This window comes from Streptococcus infantis, from assembly GCF_047465035.1.
In the GTDB taxonomy this organism is placed as follows: domain Bacteria; phylum Bacillota; class Bacilli; order Lactobacillales; family Streptococcaceae; genus Streptococcus; species Streptococcus infantis_T.
Map to the genome: position 1 here is coordinate 70,541 of NZ_JASHAQ010000003.1, position 15,669 is coordinate 86,209.

A 15,669-nucleotide genomic window follows, 5' to 3' on the forward strand; every position below is an offset into this window, starting at 1 on the left:
CTTTACTTATTCTCCCAACGTTTGAAAACAAGGACTGCATTATGCCCACCAAATCCAAAGGTATTTGAGATAGCATATGGAATTCCACACTCCAATCCCTGTCCATAGATAACGTTCGCTTCGATATAGTCTGATAATTCTTTCGTTCCGGCTGTCATTGGAACATAGCTATGACGAATAGCTTCAATAGTAGCAATGGCTTCAACAGCCCCTGCTGCTCCCAGCAAATGACCTGTGAAGGATTTGGTTGAAGAAACTGGAACATCCTTACCTAGAACAGATACAATCGCTCCACTTTCTCCCTTTTCATTGGCAGGAGTCGAGGTTCCATGAGCATTGACATAGGCTACTTGGTCTGGAGAAATCTCAGCTTCTTCCAAGGCTAATTTGATAGCCTTAATAGCTCCTTGTCCTTCTGGATGTGGTGAAGTCATATGGTAGGCATCACAAGTGTTACCGTAACCAACAACTTCAGCTAAGATAGTTGCACCACGTTTTTCAGCATGCTCTAAACTTTCAAGTACCAACATACCTGATCCTTCACCCATGACAAATCCATTACGATCCTTATCAAATGGAATAGAAGCACGAGTTGGGTCCTCTGTTGTTGAAAGAGCTGTTAAGGCTTGGAAACCTGCAATCGCAAATGGAGTAATAGAAGCCTCAGAACCACCAACTAGCATAACATCTTGGTAACCAAACTTGATGGAACGAAAGGCATCCCCAATTGCATCATTTGAAGAAGCACAAGCAGTATTGATAGATTTACAAACACCGTTTGCTCCAAAACGCATAGCAACATTTCCTGATGCCATATTTGGTAAAGCTTTTGGAAGTGTCAATGGTTTTACACGTTTTGGTCCCTTATCATGAAGTCGAAGCACTTGATCTTCGATTTCCTTGATTCCACCGATACCTGAAGCAACGATGACACCAAAGCGGTCTCTATCAAGAGTCTCTACATCAAGATTAGCATTGTTCACTGCTTCTTGTGCTGCATATAGTGCATATAAAGAATAAGCATCAAAACGGTTGGTATCTTTTTTTACAAAATATTTGTCAAAAGGAAAATCCTGGATTTCTGCCGCATTATGCACCGCAAATTCACTATGATCAAACTTGGTGATTTCAGCAATTCCGATTTTTCCAGTTGTCAAACTATTCCAAAATTCTTCTGGTGTATTTCCGATTGGAGATGTCACTCCATAACCTGTCACTACTACTCGATTCAGTTTCATTCTTCTACCTCTATTTTAACTCTTATTGCATAGTTAGTCCACCATCAATTGCAATGACTTGTCCTGTTAGATAATCTTGACTAGCCAGAAAGGCTGTCACATCAGCAACCTGCTCAGCTTGGCCAAATTGTTTCATCGGAATTTGTGCCAACATGGCATCCTTTACTTTATCTGTCAAGACTGCGGTCATATCCGATTCAATCATCCCAGGTGCAATAGCATTAACCCTGATATTGCGATTGGCAACCTCACGTGCTACTGATTTAGTAAATCCAATCAAACCAGCTTTGGATGCGGCGTAGTTGGCTTGACCGATATTTCCCATGAGACCAACAACACTAGACATATTGATGATAGCACCTTCGCGTGCTTTTATCATCGGTTTTAAGACTGATTGTGTCATATTGAAAGCCCCTGTCAAATTGACTTTCAAGACCTTCTCAAAATCTTCTTCTGTCATCTTGAGCATGAGAGTATCTTGAGTAATCCCAGCATTATTAACGAGGACATCAACTGAACCCAGCTCTTCAATGGCTTGGTCTACCATACGTTTTGCGTCCGCAAAATCAGACACGTCACCAGAAATAGCAAGAACCTTCACCCCGTATGGTTTAAATTCGGCAAGAAGTTCCTCGGAGATTTCACCACGACTATTCAAAACAACATTGGCTCCCAAGCTGGCAAATTTATGAGCAATGGCGAGACCAATTCCTCGACTTGAGCCTGTAATAAAGACATTTTTCTGTTCTAGTTTCATGTTTCTCCTTTCAGAACTTCTACCTCATGAAATTTAATTCTCTAGAAGTGCTTCTAAGCTTGCTTGATCTTCCACATTAGCAAGTTGAGCTGTTTTATTAATCTTTTTAACGAATCCTGACAAGACTTTTCCAGGACCAATCTCGATAAAGTTGGTTACGCCCGCTTCTTGCATAACTGCAATGCTTTCATAAAAACGAACTGGCTCCTTGACCTGACGCGTCAAAAGTTGAGCAATATCTTCTTTTTGCATGACTATAGCTTCTGTATTGCCAACTAGGGGACAAATAAAATCTGAAAAACTTACCTGAGCCAGAGTTTCAGCTAGTTTCTGGCTAACAGGCTCAAGGAGAGCGGTATGAAAGGGACCTGATACCTTGAGAGGAATCAAGCGTTTGGTACCAGCTTCCTGCAAGAGTTCTACAGCTCGGTCAACTGCAGCCCCTTCTCCACCAATCACGATTTGTGCAGGTGTATTATAGTTGGCTGGGTTAACCACTCCAAGTTCAGAAGCTTTTTGACAGGCTTCCTCAATGACCTCTACTGGTGTATTAAGAACTGCCACCATCTTGCCAGAGCCAGCAGGAGCCGCTTCTTCCATATAGACGCCACGCTTAGCAACCAAGGCTACCGCATCTTCAAAATCCAAGGCACCGCTGGCCACCAAGGCAGAGTATTCTCCAAGAGACAAACCTGCCACCATATCAGGCTGGTAACCTTTTTCCTTTAGTAGTCGGTAAATAGCAACGGATGTAGCCAAAATAGCTGGTTGTGTGTAACGAGTCTGATGTAGCTTCGTTTCATCGTTATCAATCAAGTCACGAAGATCATAACCTAAGACCTGGCTAGCTTGGTCGATTGTTTCCTTGACGATAGCATATTGGTCGTATAGTTCACGTCCCATTCCAAGGTACTGGGCTCCTTGACCTGCAAATAAAAAGGCTGTTTTAGTCATTTCTTGTAACTCCTGCCCAACGAGCGGCTTCTTCCTGTATTTTCTTAGCTGCACCGTAGTAAATATCTTTTAAGATTTCTTCAACAGTTTCTTCTTTCGAAACCAGACCTGCAATCTGACCAGCCATCACTGAACCGCCATCCACATCACCATGGACAACAGCCTTAGCTAAGGCTCCTGCGCCCATTTGTTCAAAAATTTCTAAATCTGGATTTTCTTGTTTGAAGGCATCTTTTTCAGCTTGCTCGAAATCACGAGTCAATTTGTTTTTAATGGCACGAACTGCGTGTCCAAAATGTTGTGCTGAGATCGTTGTATCAATATCACGAGCTTTTAAAATCTTAGCCTTATAGTTTGGATGAGCGTTAGATTCTTTAGCAACTACAAAACGAGTTCCTACTTGCACAGCTTCTGCACCAAGCATAAATCCAGCTGCAGCTCCCTCACCGTCTGCAATACCACCAGCAGCGATAACAGGAATTGAAACAGCCGTCGCAACTTGACGAACCAAGGTCATGGTTGTCAATTTACCAATGTGTCCACCTGCTTCCATACCTTCTGCAATAACAGCGTCTGCACCGATTTTTTCCATGCGTTTAGCCAAAGCTACACTTGGGACTACAGGAATAACGGTAATCCCCGCTTCGTGGAATCGCTCCATGTATTTGCTTGGATTTCCTGCACCAGTTGTGACTACCTTAACCCCTTCTTCAATAACGAGGTCAACAATATCATCTACAAATGGAGACAGAAGCATAATGTTAACACCAAAAGGTTTATCTGTTAAAGATTTAATCTTATCGATATTAGCTTTAACAACTTCTTTAGGTGCGTTTCCTCCACCAATGATTCCGAGACCACCAGCTTTTGAAACAGCACCCGCCAGGTCACCATCAGCTACCCAGGCCATTCCTCCCTGAAAGATAGGATATTTAATATTCAATAATTCTGTAATACGTGTTTTCATAGCGCCTCCATGAGTCTTGCTTAGGTAATAGTTCGACTATATTATACTTTGACTGTCAAACTATTACCTGAACAAGAGGGAGCGGGTTTCCCTACTCCTTCTCCATTTATTTAAATTATTTTGTTTGCTCTTCAACGTAAGCAACCAAGTCACCAACTGTTTTCAAGTTGTCTTCTGCTTCGATTTGGATATCAAAAGCATCTTCGATTTCTGAGATTACTTGGAACAAGTCCAATGAATCTGCTTCCAAATCATCAAAAGTAGATTCAAGTGTTACTTCTGATGCGTCTTTTCCAAGTTCTTCAACGATAATTTCTTGTACTTTTTCAAATACTGCCATGATAGACTCCTTTAAAATAAATAGTTTTTATAACAATGTGTTCACCACATGATTACCTAAATTGTAACAACAAGTGTGCCCCATGTCAAACCTCCACCGAAGCCTGACAAGAGTATTTTTTGGCTACCATCCAAACGGATTAGCCCTCCTTCTACACACTCTGAAAGTAAAATCGGAATACTTGCCGCACTAGTATTTCCATACTTGGTCATATTTGCGGGAAGCTTATCACGATCTACACCGATTTTTCTAGCCATCTTATCCAAGATACGGTTATTAGCCTGATGAAGCAGGAGATAGTCTAGTTCTTCTGCAGATACAGGACTCATCTCTATGGTCTCTTTGATAGACTTAGCAACATCTCGAATTGCAAAGTCAAAAACTGCTCGTCCATCCATTTTCAAGAAAGCGTCTGGCTTTTCTTGAACTGAAAATGGGGAAGTCAAGCCTGTCTGCCCATAGGTCAAGCACTCACTACGTGAACCATCGCTATTGAGACTCTCCGCTAGGAAATGTTGCTTATCGCTTGCTTCTAACAAGACGCCACCAGCTCCATCTCCAAATAGGACAGCTGTTGAACGATCTGTCCAGTCCAAGGTTTTGGACATAGTTTCACTACCGATGACCAAGCCCTTGCCAAATCGTCCAGATGATATGAATTTCTCAGCAGTTGAAAGGGCAAAGGTGAAACCACTACAAGCAGCAGTTAGATCAAATGCAAAGGCCTTACGAGCACCAATACGAGCCTGTACATGTGCTGCAGTAGAAGGCATCATTGAGTCAGGTGTCATCGTAGCTAGGATGATAAAATCCAACTCTTCAGCAGAAATCCCTGACTTCTCTAGGAGTTGTTTTGCAACTGCCGTTGCCAAATCTCCTGTTGATTCTGTCTTAGAAATGCGACGTTCCTTAATCCCAGTTCGACTTGAAATCCATTCATCACTCGTATCCATAACCTGAGCCAAATCCTCATTTGTGACAATCTGCTCTGGTACATAATGAGCAACCTGGCTTATTTTTGCAAAAGCCATTATTTCAAATCCTCCAAAAATTGATAAAGATTGGTCAAACCTTTACTCATGACGTCCATTTCCTCTGGGCTCATGCCTTCGATAATTCTTTCGACCATGGCCTTGTGGAAACGTTTATGGAGACGATGTACGAGTCGACCTTTCTTGGTCAAATGCAGATGTACTACACGACGATCCTGATCTGAACGTAAACGTTCGATGTAACCTTTTCGTTCCAAGTTGTTCAAGCTAGTTGTCACTGTTCCTAGAGTTACCATCAACTCTTTGGACACTTGACTTGGTGTCACATCTGGAAACTTACCAATCACATCAATCGTGTGCATTTCCTTGATAGAGATGTCCTTGAAACGACTACCTCGCAAACTCACTTCCTCAATCACCAGGACGTTATTAAAAATAGATGTTAAATAGTCATTGATCCGTTGGTAGTCCAATTCTTTTCCCTCCCTCATCAAAAAAAGTTTAACTATCAAAACATTTGACAAAAAAAGTATATCAAACTTCAAAGAATTGCGCAAGTATTTTCTTATTTCCCCAAAAATTTTGGACGTCTTCTTTCAGAATGTGCACGAACACCTTCCTTAAAATCTTCGGTATAAGATAGAGTTTTCTGTAGCTCCAGTTCCAATTTGGCATATTCATGCCACTGCTTAAACTCGCTCTCCCAGACCAATTTCTTAATGGCTGCGTAAGAGTTAGTAGAGCCTCTTCTCAACTTCTTCAATAGTTGCTCTCTTGTCTTTTCCAGTTGCTCACTAGCACACAGACGATAGACAGCTCCTGCTTCTAAAGCCTTCTCAGCTGTAAAAGCTTCACCGGTCATAGCAAGTTGCGTCGCCCGAGTCGCTCCTAGCGATCGTGTCAGCAAGAATAAACCACCCGCATCTGGAGCCAAGCCCACGCCTACAAAGGCTTGAATAAATTTAGCCTTGTCCGATGCAATACAGAAATCAACTGCTAAAGCCATATTAGCCGCAGCTCCAGCAACTGCTCCGTCTACTTCCATGATGACAGGCTTAGGAATTTGCTTTATTTTATAAGAAATGGCATTGACTAATTCTGCAATCTGAGCCAAGGATGCAATATCATCCTCATCGACAGCTCGTTTCATCTCTACCAAGTCCCCTCCGACAGAAAAAACTTTGCCTCTTGCATTGATGAGAATATAGGAAACAGCACTATCTTTTTCAGCTAATTCTAAGGCTTCTAAAATTTCCTGACACATAGGAATATGAAAGCCATTTGCTACCTCGGGACGATTCAGAGTAAGCATCGCTAGATCGTCCTGAACTTGATAGATAATATGATTCATAGCCACTCCTTTCAAATTACAATGATATTTAAATTATTTTATTTTCAAATTATATCTTTTTCCGGCTTTTTAAACAAGATAAAAATCGACCGAAAGTGTCTCGGCCGATTTTAAAATCTTAGTCTGGTCTCTAAAAATACAGGAAAACCAGTATTTGTATCATCCATGAAATCATAAATCACTTCAAGCATTCGCCCTCCTTCTCTCTGATAGAGCTGTTCTTGGTTGGATCCTTTATGGTAGAATTCTCCTGAAATCATGTAAAAAACACGATTTGGATCTTCAAGGTAGGCAAAAAGATTGCCTGTAAAAGGAGCTTCCTTGTCTCCGTCCTTGTTAACCAGACTTGTAGCTAAGAGTTTTGTGATTCCTCTAAATTGTCCACTTTCATCTGTTCGACAATAAAACTTGACTCTAGTTTCATAGTCAGGATTAACGATAATCTTTTCAGAGAGAATTCGATAGGTCCTTGCCTTACTATCTGACAAGCCGATAGATAAGATAATTTTAGCCCTCTCAACTGAAATCTGACGCTCCTGAGCATACTCCATCGCTAATTCTTCTCCCGTCAAACGACCACTGGGAAGAGGTTGAGAACTTGCTCCGATATTTGTAGGAATTATCACGAAGGTAAGGACTAGTAAGATTAAACAAACTACTCTTTTAATCATCTTCCCCCAACTCCTTTCATTAGAAGAGTCTTTCCTCCTACACCTTTATTATAAGCTTTCCTGATGAGACTTTCAAACAATTGTATAGGATATTTTCCAGATTGAAAAAAGCCCCTCTTTCTGCTATAATCGTATAAAATACTTACTTTAGGAGTTCTTATGAAGGTTGTTAAATTTGGTGGAAGCTCGCTTGCCTCTGCTAGCCAATTAGAAAAAGTTTTAAATATTGTCAAAAGTGACTCAGAACGTCGTTTTGTGGTTGTATCTGCCCCTGGTAAACGTAATTCTGAAGACACTAAGGTTACAGATGCCTTGATTAAATACTACCGCGACTATGTGGCTGGAAATGATATTAGCAAAAGCCAAAACTGGATTATTGATCGCTATGCTGCTATGGTTAGCGAATTAGGTCTTAAACCAGCCGTTTTAGACAAAATTTCAAAAAGCATTCGCTCTCTAGCTACTCTTCCAATTGAAGATAATAAGTTTCTCTATGATACCTTCCTGGCTGCAGGGGAAAATAATAATGCCAAGCTAATTGCTGCTTACTTCAATCAAAACGGAATTGAAGCACGTTATGTCCATCCAAGAGAAGCTGGAATTGTAGTTACTAGTGAGCCTGGAAATGCTCGTATCATCCCTTCAAGTTATGACAAAATTGAAGAACTCAATAATAGTTCAGAAGTTCTTGTTATCCCTGGTTTCTTCGGTGTTACGAAAGAAGATCAAATTTGTACCTTTTCACGCGGGGGATCAGATATTACTGGTTCTATCATCGCTGCTGGTGTCAAGGCTGACCTCTATGAAAACTTTACGGATGTAGACGGAATCTTTGCAGCTCACCCTGGTATTATCCATAAGCCACACTCTATCCCTGAATTGACCTACCGTGAAATGCGTGAATTGGCCTATGCTGGATTCTCTGTACTACACGATGAAGCACTTCTACCAGCCTACCGTGGGAAAATTCCTCTTGTCATTAAAAACACCAACAATCCAGACCACCCAGGTACTCGCATTGTGCTACAACATAGCAGCGACAAATTCCCAGTTGTTGGGATCGCTGGTGATTCTGGCTTTGTCAGCATTAATATGTCTAAGTATCTGATGAACCGCGAAATCGGTTTTGGTCGTAAAGTTCTTCAGATCCTTGAGGACCTTAATATTGGTTGGGAACACATGCCAACTGGTATCGATGACCTGTCTATCATCTTACGTTCACGAGAATTGACTCCGATCAAGGAAGAAGAAATCCTTCGTCAATTAGTCCAAAAAGCAGAGGTAGACCACGCTGAAATCGAACACGATCTCTCTATCATTATGATTGTTGGGGAAAAAATGAAGCGTCATATCGGGGTAACTGCTACAGCCACTCGTGCCTTATCTGAAAACAACATCAACATCCAAATGATGTCACAAGGCTCTAGTGAAGTTTCTATCATGTTTGTTGTCCATAAAGACCAAGAAAAAGCCGCTCTTAAAGCTCTCTACCAAGCATTTTTCGGTGAAAATAAGGAAGACTAAACATGGCACAATCCCTCAACAAGGTCGTCGACTTACAAACAACTGGAACTTCCTATCTCTCCATTACAGGAAAGGTTGGAAAATTTCTGGTCGGAGATCATGCTTTAGAATTTTACGCAGACCGTAATGTCGAGGACTATATTCAAATCCCATGGTCCAGCGTTAACCAAATCGGAGCCAATGTTTCAGGCCGCAAGGTTAGTCGGCATTTTGAAGTCTTTACAGACCAAGGAAAATTCCTCTTCGCCTCAAAAGACTCTGGAAAAATACTTAAAATAGCTCGTGAAAAATTGGGAAATGACAAGGTAGTCAAACTTCCTACCTTAGTCCAAATCATTGGTCGAAAAATTAAAAATCTATTTGCAAAAAAATAGAAAGTTTAGTATAATCATAGAAACGGATAAGTAGGTTACTTCCTTCTTTCAGAAAGTCTGCGGGTGCTGCGAGCAGATAGAAGATTTAATTGAAATTCTACCGTTGTTTTAAATCAAATACAGAATCAAGTGCACACCTGTGAAGTTGGATGGAACCGTGGCCCTGCCACTCCAACGCTTTGTCAGGTGTGCTTTTTTCATAAAGGAGTTTATATGTTAGATATCAAACGTATTCGTACAGACTTTGATGCTGTCGCAGAAAAACTAGCTACACGTGGTGTAGATGCTGCTATCTTGAACGAGATGAAAGAAATCGATGCCAAACGACGTGACATCTTGGTCAAGGTTGAAACCCTCAAGGCTGAACGTAACACAGTTTCTGCTGAGATTGCACAAGCTAAACGTAACAAGGAAAATGCTGACGATAAGATTGCAGCTATGCAAACCCTCTCTGCCGAGGTAAAAGCTCTTGATGCTGAATTGGCTGAAATCGATGCTAAATTAACAGAATTTACTACTACACTTCCAAATATCCCAGCTGATAGCGTGCCTATCGGTGCAGACGAAGATGATAACGTAGAAGTTCGCCGTTGGGGAACTCCTCGCAAGTTCGACTTTGAACCAAAAGCTCACTGGGATCTAGGTGAAGATCTTGGTATTCTTGACTGGGAACGTGGTGGAAAGGTAACTGGAGCGCGCTTCCTCTTCTATAAAGGACTTGGGGCTCGTTTGGAACGTGCTATCTACAACTTCATGTTGGATGAGCATGGAAAAGAAGGTTACACTGAAGTCATCACACCTTATATGGTTAACCATGATTCTATGTTCGGTACAGGACAATATCCAAAATTCAAAGAAGATACGTTTGAATTAAAAGATACGAACTACGTCCTCATTCCTACTGCTGAAGTTCCTCTGACCAACTACTATCGTGATGAAATTCTTGATGGAAAAGACTTACCAATCTACTTTACTGCTATGAGCCCATCATTCCGTTCTGAAGCTGGTTCAGCTGGTCGTGATACTCGTGGTTTGATTCGTTTGCACCAATTCCACAAGGTTGAAATGGTGAAATTTGCCAAACCTGAAGAGTCATACGAAGAACTAGAAAAGATGACAGCCAACGCTGAAAACATCCTTCAAAAACTCAACCTTCCATATCGCGTAGTTGCTCTTTCTACAGGAGACATGGGTTTCTCAGCTGCTAAGACTTATGACTTGGAAGTATGGATTCCTGCGCAAAATACCTACCGTGAAATCTCAAGCTGTTCAAATACAGAAGATTTCCAAGCTCGTCGTGCCCAAATCCGCTACCGTGATGAAGCCGATGGAAAAGTGAAACTCCTTCATACCTTGAACGGTTCTGGACTTGCTGTTGGACGTACAGTCGCTGCTATCCTTGAAAACTATCAAAACGAAGATGGTTCTGTGACCATTCCAGAAGTTCTTCATCCATACATGGGTGGAGCTGAAGTTATCAAACCATAATTAAATAGATGTAAAAAGAGGAGGCTGAGCTTCCTCTTTTTGAGTAATTCAAAAGAAACAGGTAGAAATCTTTCATTCTACCTGTTTTTATTTATTTCTTAGTAGCCACCCATCATAGATGGATCCATAGCTGGCGCTGGTGCAGCTGGTTCTGGTTTGTTAGCTACGACTGCTTCTGTCGTTAGAATCAAACTTGCTACTGAAGCTGCGTTCTGAAGGGCTGAACGACTAACCTTAACAGGATCGATAATTCCTGCTTCAATCATGTTGACCCATTCACCTGTTGCAGCATTGAAGCCTGTTCCAAGCTCTGCATTTTTCAAACGATCAATAACAATTGAACCTTCATAACCTGCATTGTAAGCGATTTGACGTACAGGTTCTTCCAAGGCACGAAGAACAATGTTACGTCCTGTTGCTTCATCACCTTCTAACTCCAAGGCAGCAACAGCAGAGATAACATTGACAAGGGCAGTACCACCTCCCGCAACGATACCTTCTTCAACGGCTGCACGAGTCGCGTTAAGGGCATCTTCGATGCGGAGTTTCATCTCTTTCAACTCAGTTTCAGTTGCAGCACCGACCTTGATAACTGCTACCCCGCCTGACAATTTAGCCAAGCGTTCTTGGAGTTTTTCACGGTCGAATTCTGAAGTTGTTGTTTCAATTTGTGATTTGATGACAGCAACACGGTTAGCAATTGCTTCAGGATTACCTGCACCTTCTACAATGACTGTACTATCTTTATCAACAGACACTTTAGCTGCTTGACCAAGCGCTTCGATAGTAGCATCTTTCAATTCAAGACCAAGATCTTCTGTGATAACAGTTCCACCTGTCAAAATCGCGATGTCTTCCAGCATAGCCTTACGACGGTCACCAAATCCAGGCGCCTTAACAGCAACTACGTTGAAGGTTCCACGGATCTTGTTCAAAACAAGAGTTGGAAGAGCTTCACCGTCAACATCGTCTGCAATAATCAAGAGTGGACGACTGCTTTGAAGAATACTTTCTAAAAGTGGCAAGATTTCTTGGATATTTGAAATCTTCTTATCTGTAATCAAAATGTATGGATTTTCAAGGTCTGCAACCATTTTTTCATTGTCAGTGACCATGTACTGTGATAGATAACCACGGTCAAATTGCATTCCTTCTACAACTTCAAGCTCTGTTTCCATCCCACGTGATTCTTCAATGGTGATGACTCCATCCTTGCCAACTTTTTCCATGGCTTCAGAGATGTACTCACCTACTTTTTCAGAGCGAGAGGATACGGCAGCGACTTGGGCGATTGCTTCTTTATTAGCAACTGGAATTGCATTATTTTTCAAGGCTTCTACTGCTGCAACAACCGCTGCTTCAATTCCACGACGAATGCCGATCGGATTTGCGCCTGCTGTGACGTTTTTGATCCCTTCACGAACGATCGCCTGTGTCAAGACTGTTGCAGTAGTTGTCCCGTCACCAGCGATATCATTCGTCTTAGAAGCTACTTCTGATACCAATTTGGCACCCATATTTTCAAAATGGTCTTCCAATTCGATTTCTTTAGCGATTGTTACACCATCATTGGTAATCAATGGAGAACCAAATGATTTTTCAAGCACAACGTTACGACCTTTAGGTCCCAAGGTTACTTTAACAGTATCTGCTAGAATATCAACGCCACGAACCATAGCTGAACGAGCGTCTGATGAAAATTTAATGTCTTTTGCCATACTTACTTTCTCCTATTATTCTTCAACGATTGCTAAGATGTTAGCTTCACCCACGATGATATATTTTTCGTCACCATCTTTGACCTCGATACCTGCATGAGCTTCGACTAAAACTTGATCTCCAACTTTTACACTTGGAGCAACTAGTTCACCACTCAAGGTACGAACGCCTTGTCCTGTAGCCACTACTGTAGCTGTTTTTGTTTTTTCTTGAGCTGATCCTGCAAGAACAAAGCCTCCAACAGTTTGTTCTTTTTCTTCAATTTTCAAGACCACACGGTCTCCTAATGGTTTCAACATCTGTTTTCCTCCATAATTCAATCATATTATTAGCACTCTTTGTACACGAGTGCTAAACCATAGTTCTATTGTATCACTTGGTCAAAAATAGTCAAGAAAAAAGTCTGATTTATAGCATAAAAAGAGTTGGAGAAAAATCTCAAACTCTTTTCATTTTAGAAGGGAAGTTCCTCCTCTTCCAAGACCAAATCTGCTAAGTCTTGTCCTGCATTATTTTCACGCATAGCACGTTGGGCACGACTTTCTAAGAGTTGAAAACCTGTACAGAGAACTTCTGTTACATAGTTGGTCTGGCCATTCTTCTCAAACTTACGGGTACGAAGTTCCCCATCCACAGAAATGAGACTACCCTTGCTTCCATAACTAGCCAAGGTTTCAGCCAATTTGCCCCAGACCACAATATTGATGAAGTCTGCTTCACGTTCCCCATTTTGATCTTTATAACGGCGATTCACTGCGATAGTTGCTCGTGCAACGGACTTGTCATTGTTGGTTTTGTGCAATTCTGGTGTTGCCACGATTCTTCCAATAAGAATAACTTTATTATACATTTTTTCATCCTCCTACTTATCTATTCGAAGGAAATCAAAAAAAGTTACAACATTTGTAACTTTTTTAAAAATAATATTAATCTCTGTGAATCGTAAATCCAGTAGCTTGTTGATTGGCCATGATGGTCATATCAGTGATTTGCACACGACGAGGTTGACTGGTCACATAAACTACAGTATCTGCAATATCTTGCGCCTGCAAGGCTTCAAGTCCCTGATAGACCGTTGCAGCCCGTGCCTCATCTCCATGGAAACGGACCTTAGAAAAGTCAGTCTCTACGATTCCTGGCTGAATGGTTGTCACCTTGATATCTGTAGCTATGGTGTCAATCCGAATCCCATCTGAAAAAGTTTTGACAGCTGCCTTGGTTGCTGAATAGACTGCTGCACCAGCGTAGGCGTAAATACCTGCGGTTGAACCCATATTAATGATATGACCTTGATTTGCAGTCACCATAGAAGGCAAGAGACAACGAGTGACTGCCATCAAGCCCTTGACATTGGTATCCAGCATGGTCAGCATATCCAACTCTTCATAGTCCTGATAGGGAGCTAAACCGAGAGCCAGCCCAGCGTTATTGACCAATATATCAATCTGACCCACAGTTTTTAGAATATCTGAACAGACAGTCTTAACCATGCTCATATCCGTAACATCTAAAGGAAAGGTCCAAACTTTTTGATTTGGAAAGACTTCTGCGAACTCAGTTTTTAGGGCTTGGAGTCTTTCTGTTCGACGCCCTGTGAGAACAATATTTTCACCTTTTTCTAGATAGGCACGCGCAATAGCTTCACCAATACCTGATGTTGCACCTGTTATCACAACATTTTTTGCCATCTTACTTTCTCCTATCTAACTTAACAAATTTAAGCTGTCCAGTGTTTTGCTGGGTCAAATGGAGTTCCAACAACTTGGTCTTCGGATAATTCAATGACACCACGTTTTTGTGGAGCATTTGGCAAATGCAATTCACGAGGACTACACATCATGCCAAAACTCTTTTCACCACGAAGTTCCCCTGGGAAAATGAGATTCCCTTTTGGCATCATAGCTCCTGGAAGAGCTACAATGGTTTTCAAACCAAGACGCGCATTGGGAGCACCAGCAACGATTTGTACTGTCTTATCACTCGCAACTGCCACTTGACAGATATTGAGGTGGTCACTATCTGGATGTGCAACCATTTCTACAATCTCACCAACCACAAATTTTGGTTCCTTGTCGTTAATGATTTCTTCAGTAAACCCTTGAGCCTGCAATTCTTGGTTCAAACGAGTTACTTGGTCGTCTGTTAAAAATACTTGGCCACGGTCTTCAAGTTCAAACAAGCTAGAAACCTCAAAAATATTCCAAGCGACAGTTTCACCAGTTTCCTTTAAAAAAACTCGTGCTACATTGCCTTTACGCTCAGCATCTAGTTTGGCATCTCCACTATTTTTTACGATGACCATAAGGACATCGCCGACATGTTCTTTATTATATGTAAAAATCATTCTTTCTTTTTCTCCTATTTTAATCCTGCTAAAAATTCGTTAATTTGGTCCTTGGTTTTACGGTCACGATTGACAAAGCGTCCAATCTCCTTGTCCTTATCTAAGACAACAAGACTTGGAATCCCGTAAACATCCCAAAGTTTGGCTAAGTCCATGTACTCATCACGGTCTACTCGTATAAAGGTAAACTCTGGATTTGACTCTTCAATCTCTGGCAAAGCAGGGTAGATATAACGACAATCGCCACACCAATCCGCAACAAAAAGGAAGACTTTCTTGCCATCCTGCTCTACTAGATTTGCTAATTCTTCTATACTCTTAGAAGAAATCATAAGACTTCCTCCTCGTAGATGAGATCTTCATCTTCATAGACAAAGGTATAGTGACGACCATCTTCAAACATGACACCACCAACGAGACGCTCTAAGCTACTTTCGTAGACTTGGACATAGAGAGTCGCAATTTCACCCATCTCTGAAAAGGAGTCACGCACAATAGCAGTCAACTCTTCTTGTGTCTTCATGAGCTTGTGCTCATCAGCTACTTTCTTTGCTCCAAAAGCAAGTGCTCCAAGACCTACTAATGCCAAACCTGTTTTAATGATATTTTTCGTTTTCATGCTAACATTGTAACACAAAAAGGCTCAAGGAACAATGAAAAAGGGAGTCCCTCTCCCCTTTCTAATTTCTAAACATTAATAATTTCTCTCGCCAAACAAACCTTCCGGTAAATCATGGAATCCCTTGCCTGTCTTGAAGTTTTCAAACTTGCCTAGCAAGAACTGGTAGGCATCCAGACGACTCTCGTAGCGAATCATGGCATCTTTAGCGCGCTCATCTTGATCTTCTTCATAAACCTTTTGGCTTTCCTTAAGAGCCATATCATTAATCATGATTTGGGTATTAACCCAGGCTTCAAATTCCTTCATAAATTCTTGTTCGTAACTCATT

20 protein-coding genes are annotated in these 15,669 nt (G+C 41.4%); 3 read left to right on the forward strand and 17 right to left on the reverse strand.

Features of this window, described 5'->3' with window-relative positions; all coding sequences use genetic code 11:
• Positions 1-2: 2 nt before the first annotated feature.
• The 9 genes from fabF to QM406_RS01990 all read right to left on the reverse strand — a co-directional run bounded on the left by fabF (position 3) and on the right by QM406_RS01990 (position 7,270).
• Positions 3-1,238: a beta-ketoacyl-ACP synthase II gene (gene fabF / locus QM406_RS01950; protein ID WP_414273256.1), complete on the reverse strand. Its 1,236-nt coding sequence runs from the start codon at positions 1,236-1,238 to the stop codon at positions 3-5.
• A 22-nt stretch (positions 1,239-1,260) separates the two neighbouring features.
• Positions 1,261-1,995 carry a 3-oxoacyl-[acyl-carrier-protein] reductase gene (gene fabG, locus QM406_RS01955; RefSeq protein WP_414273257.1) on the reverse strand — a complete coding sequence of 245 codons (735 nt, stop codon included), beginning with the start codon at positions 1,993-1,995 and terminating at the stop codon, positions 1,261-1,263.
• Positions 1,996-2,028: 33 nt separating this feature from the next.
• A complete protein-coding gene (gene fabD / locus QM406_RS01960; RefSeq protein ID WP_414273258.1) occupies positions 2,029-2,949 on the reverse strand; it encodes an ACP S-malonyltransferase in 921 nt (306 codons plus the stop codon).
• Complete coding sequence (gene fabK / locus QM406_RS01965; protein WP_414273259.1) at positions 2,942-3,916, reverse strand: enoyl-[acyl-carrier-protein] reductase FabK; 975 nt, start codon at positions 3,914-3,916, stop codon at positions 2,942-2,944. Before fabK ends, fabD begins: the two co-directional genes overlap by 8 nt.
• Positions 3,917-4,031: 115 nt before the next feature.
• On the reverse strand, positions 4,032-4,256 hold the full coding sequence (locus tag QM406_RS01970) for an acyl carrier protein (protein ID WP_060955323.1): 225 nt from the start codon (positions 4,254-4,256) through the stop codon (positions 4,032-4,034).
• A gap of 56 nt (positions 4,257-4,312) precedes the next feature.
• Positions 4,313-5,287, reverse strand: coding sequence for a beta-ketoacyl-ACP synthase III (locus QM406_RS01975; RefSeq protein ID WP_414273260.1), 975 nt, complete (start codon positions 5,285-5,287; stop codon positions 4,313-4,315).
• Positions 5,287-5,721: a MarR family winged helix-turn-helix transcriptional regulator gene (locus tag QM406_RS01980; RefSeq protein ID WP_000386343.1), complete on the reverse strand. Its 435-nt coding sequence runs from the start codon at positions 5,719-5,721 to the stop codon at positions 5,287-5,289. The genes QM406_RS01975 and QM406_RS01980 overlap by 1 nt, the downstream gene beginning before the upstream one ends.
• Before the next feature lie 92 nt (positions 5,722-5,813).
• The gene (locus tag QM406_RS01985; RefSeq protein WP_414273261.1) at positions 5,814-6,599 is read right to left on the reverse strand and encodes an enoyl-CoA hydratase; all 786 of its coding nucleotides are present in this window, start codon (positions 6,597-6,599) and stop codon (positions 5,814-5,816) included.
• A gap of 110 nt (positions 6,600-6,709) precedes the next feature.
• Positions 6,710-7,270 (reverse strand): hypothetical protein, encoded by a 561-nt coding sequence (locus QM406_RS01990; RefSeq protein WP_414273262.1) that lies wholly within the window; start codon positions 7,268-7,270, stop codon positions 6,710-6,712.
• Between the two features lie 159 nt (positions 7,271-7,429).
• Between QM406_RS01990 and QM406_RS01995 the strand changes: the two genes are divergently transcribed.
• From QM406_RS01995 to serS, 3 genes are all read left to right on the forward strand, one after another.
• Positions 7,430-8,794, forward strand: coding sequence for an aspartate kinase (locus QM406_RS01995; RefSeq protein WP_414273263.1), 1,365 nt, complete (start codon positions 7,430-7,432; stop codon positions 8,792-8,794).
• 2 nt (positions 8,795-8,796) lie between these two features.
• Positions 8,797-9,168 (forward strand): DUF956 family protein, encoded by a 372-nt coding sequence (locus QM406_RS02000; RefSeq protein ID WP_070460172.1) that lies wholly within the window; start codon positions 8,797-8,799, stop codon positions 9,166-9,168.
• 213 nt (positions 9,169-9,381) lie between these two features.
• Entirely contained in the window at positions 9,382-10,656 is a 1,275-nt protein-coding gene (gene serS, locus QM406_RS02005; RefSeq protein ID WP_414273264.1) for a serine--tRNA ligase, read from the forward strand.
• 98 nt (positions 10,657-10,754) lie between these two features.
• On the opposite strand, the gene groL is transcribed toward serS, so the two are convergent.
• The 8 genes from groL to QM406_RS02045 all read right to left on the reverse strand — a co-directional run bounded on the left by groL (position 10,755) and on the right by QM406_RS02045 (position 15,668).
• Positions 10,755-12,374 carry a chaperonin GroEL gene (gene groL, locus QM406_RS02010; protein WP_414273265.1) on the reverse strand — a complete coding sequence of 540 codons (1,620 nt, stop codon included), beginning with the start codon at positions 12,372-12,374 and terminating at the stop codon, positions 10,755-10,757.
• Between the two features lie 15 nt (positions 12,375-12,389).
• Complete coding sequence (gene groES / locus QM406_RS02015) at positions 12,390-12,674, reverse strand: co-chaperone GroES (RefSeq protein WP_414273266.1); 285 nt, start codon at positions 12,672-12,674, stop codon at positions 12,390-12,392.
• 155 nt (positions 12,675-12,829) lie between these two features.
• Positions 12,830-13,225 (reverse strand): single-stranded DNA-binding protein, encoded by a 396-nt coding sequence (locus QM406_RS02020; RefSeq protein ID WP_414273267.1) that lies wholly within the window; start codon positions 13,223-13,225, stop codon positions 12,830-12,832.
• 76 nt (positions 13,226-13,301) lie between these two features.
• Complete coding sequence (locus tag QM406_RS02025) at positions 13,302-14,063, reverse strand: SDR family NAD(P)-dependent oxidoreductase (protein WP_414273268.1); 762 nt, start codon at positions 14,061-14,063, stop codon at positions 13,302-13,304.
• Positions 14,064-14,092: 29 nt separating this feature from the next.
• Positions 14,093-14,719, reverse strand: coding sequence for a YtpR family tRNA-binding protein (gene ytpR / locus QM406_RS02030; RefSeq protein WP_414273269.1), 627 nt, complete (start codon positions 14,717-14,719; stop codon positions 14,093-14,095).
• 14 nt (positions 14,720-14,733) lie between these two features.
• Positions 14,734-15,051: a thioredoxin family protein gene (locus tag QM406_RS02035; protein WP_414273270.1), complete on the reverse strand. Its 318-nt coding sequence runs from the start codon at positions 15,049-15,051 to the stop codon at positions 14,734-14,736.
• Complete coding sequence (locus tag QM406_RS02040) at positions 15,048-15,338, reverse strand: DUF4651 domain-containing protein (protein WP_414273271.1); 291 nt, start codon at positions 15,336-15,338, stop codon at positions 15,048-15,050. Before QM406_RS02040 ends, QM406_RS02035 begins: the two co-directional genes overlap by 4 nt.
• A 75-nt stretch (positions 15,339-15,413) precedes the next feature.
• Positions 15,414-15,668, reverse strand: a complete 255-nt coding sequence (locus QM406_RS02045) for a DUF1912 family protein (RefSeq protein WP_373114988.1) — start codon at positions 15,666-15,668, stop codon at positions 15,414-15,416.
• Between the last annotated feature and the right edge of the window lies 1 nt (position 15,669).

What these genes read in the sequence shown, in the direction of transcription:
- fabF (WP_414273256.1), bottom strand. Translation starts at nt 1,238, where the DNA reads ATGAAACTGAATCGAGTAGTAGTGACAGGTTATGGAGTGACATCTCCA.
- fabG (WP_414273257.1), bottom strand. Translation starts at nt 1,995, where the DNA reads ATGAAACTAGAACAGAAAAATGTCTTTATTACAGGCTCAAGTCGAGGA.
- fabD (WP_414273258.1), bottom strand. Translation starts at nt 2,949, where the DNA reads ATGACTAAAACAGCCTTTTTATTTGCAGGTCAAGGAGCCCAGTACCTT.
- fabK (WP_414273259.1), bottom strand. Translation starts at nt 3,916, where the DNA reads ATGAAAACACGTATTACAGAATTATTGAATATTAAATATCCTATCTTT.
- QM406_RS01970 (WP_060955323.1), bottom strand. Translation starts at nt 4,256, where the DNA reads ATGGCAGTATTTGAAAAAGTACAAGAAATTATCGTTGAAGAACTTGGA.
- QM406_RS01975 (WP_414273260.1), bottom strand. Translation starts at nt 5,287, where the DNA reads ATGGCTTTTGCAAAAATAAGCCAGGTTGCTCATTATGTACCAGAGCAG.
- QM406_RS01985 (WP_414273261.1), bottom strand. Translation starts at nt 6,599, where the DNA reads ATGAATCATATTATCTATCAAGTTCAGGACGATCTAGCGATGCTTACT.
- QM406_RS01990 (WP_414273262.1), bottom strand. Translation starts at nt 7,270, where the DNA reads ATGATTAAAAGAGTAGTTTGTTTAATCTTACTAGTCCTTACCTTCGTG.
- QM406_RS01995 (WP_414273263.1), top strand. Translation starts at nt 7,430, where the DNA reads ATGAAGGTTGTTAAATTTGGTGGAAGCTCGCTTGCCTCTGCTAGCCAA.
- QM406_RS02000 (WP_070460172.1), top strand. Translation starts at nt 8,797, where the DNA reads ATGGCACAATCCCTCAACAAGGTCGTCGACTTACAAACAACTGGAACT.
- serS (WP_414273264.1), top strand. Translation starts at nt 9,382, where the DNA reads ATGTTAGATATCAAACGTATTCGTACAGACTTTGATGCTGTCGCAGAA.
- groL (WP_414273265.1), bottom strand. Translation starts at nt 12,374, where the DNA reads ATGGCAAAAGACATTAAATTTTCATCAGACGCTCGTTCAGCTATGGTT.
- groES (WP_414273266.1), bottom strand. Translation starts at nt 12,674, where the DNA reads ATGTTGAAACCATTAGGAGACCGTGTGGTCTTGAAAATTGAAGAAAAA.
- QM406_RS02020 (WP_414273267.1), bottom strand. Translation starts at nt 13,225, where the DNA reads ATGTATAATAAAGTTATTCTTATTGGAAGAATCGTGGCAACACCAGAA.
- QM406_RS02025 (WP_414273268.1), bottom strand. Translation starts at nt 14,063, where the DNA reads ATGGCAAAAAATGTTGTGATAACAGGTGCAACATCAGGTATTGGTGAA.
- ytpR (WP_414273269.1), bottom strand. Translation starts at nt 14,719, where the DNA reads ATGATTTTTACATATAATAAAGAACATGTCGGCGATGTCCTTATGGTC.
- QM406_RS02035 (WP_414273270.1), bottom strand. Translation starts at nt 15,051, where the DNA reads ATGATTTCTTCTAAGAGTATAGAAGAATTAGCAAATCTAGTAGAGCAG.
- QM406_RS02040 (WP_414273271.1), bottom strand. Translation starts at nt 15,338, where the DNA reads ATGAAAACGAAAAATATCATTAAAACAGGTTTGGCATTAGTAGGTCTT.
- QM406_RS02045 (WP_373114988.1), bottom strand. Translation starts at nt 15,668, where the DNA reads ATGAGTTACGAACAAGAATTTATGAAGGAATTTGAAGCCTGGGTTAAT.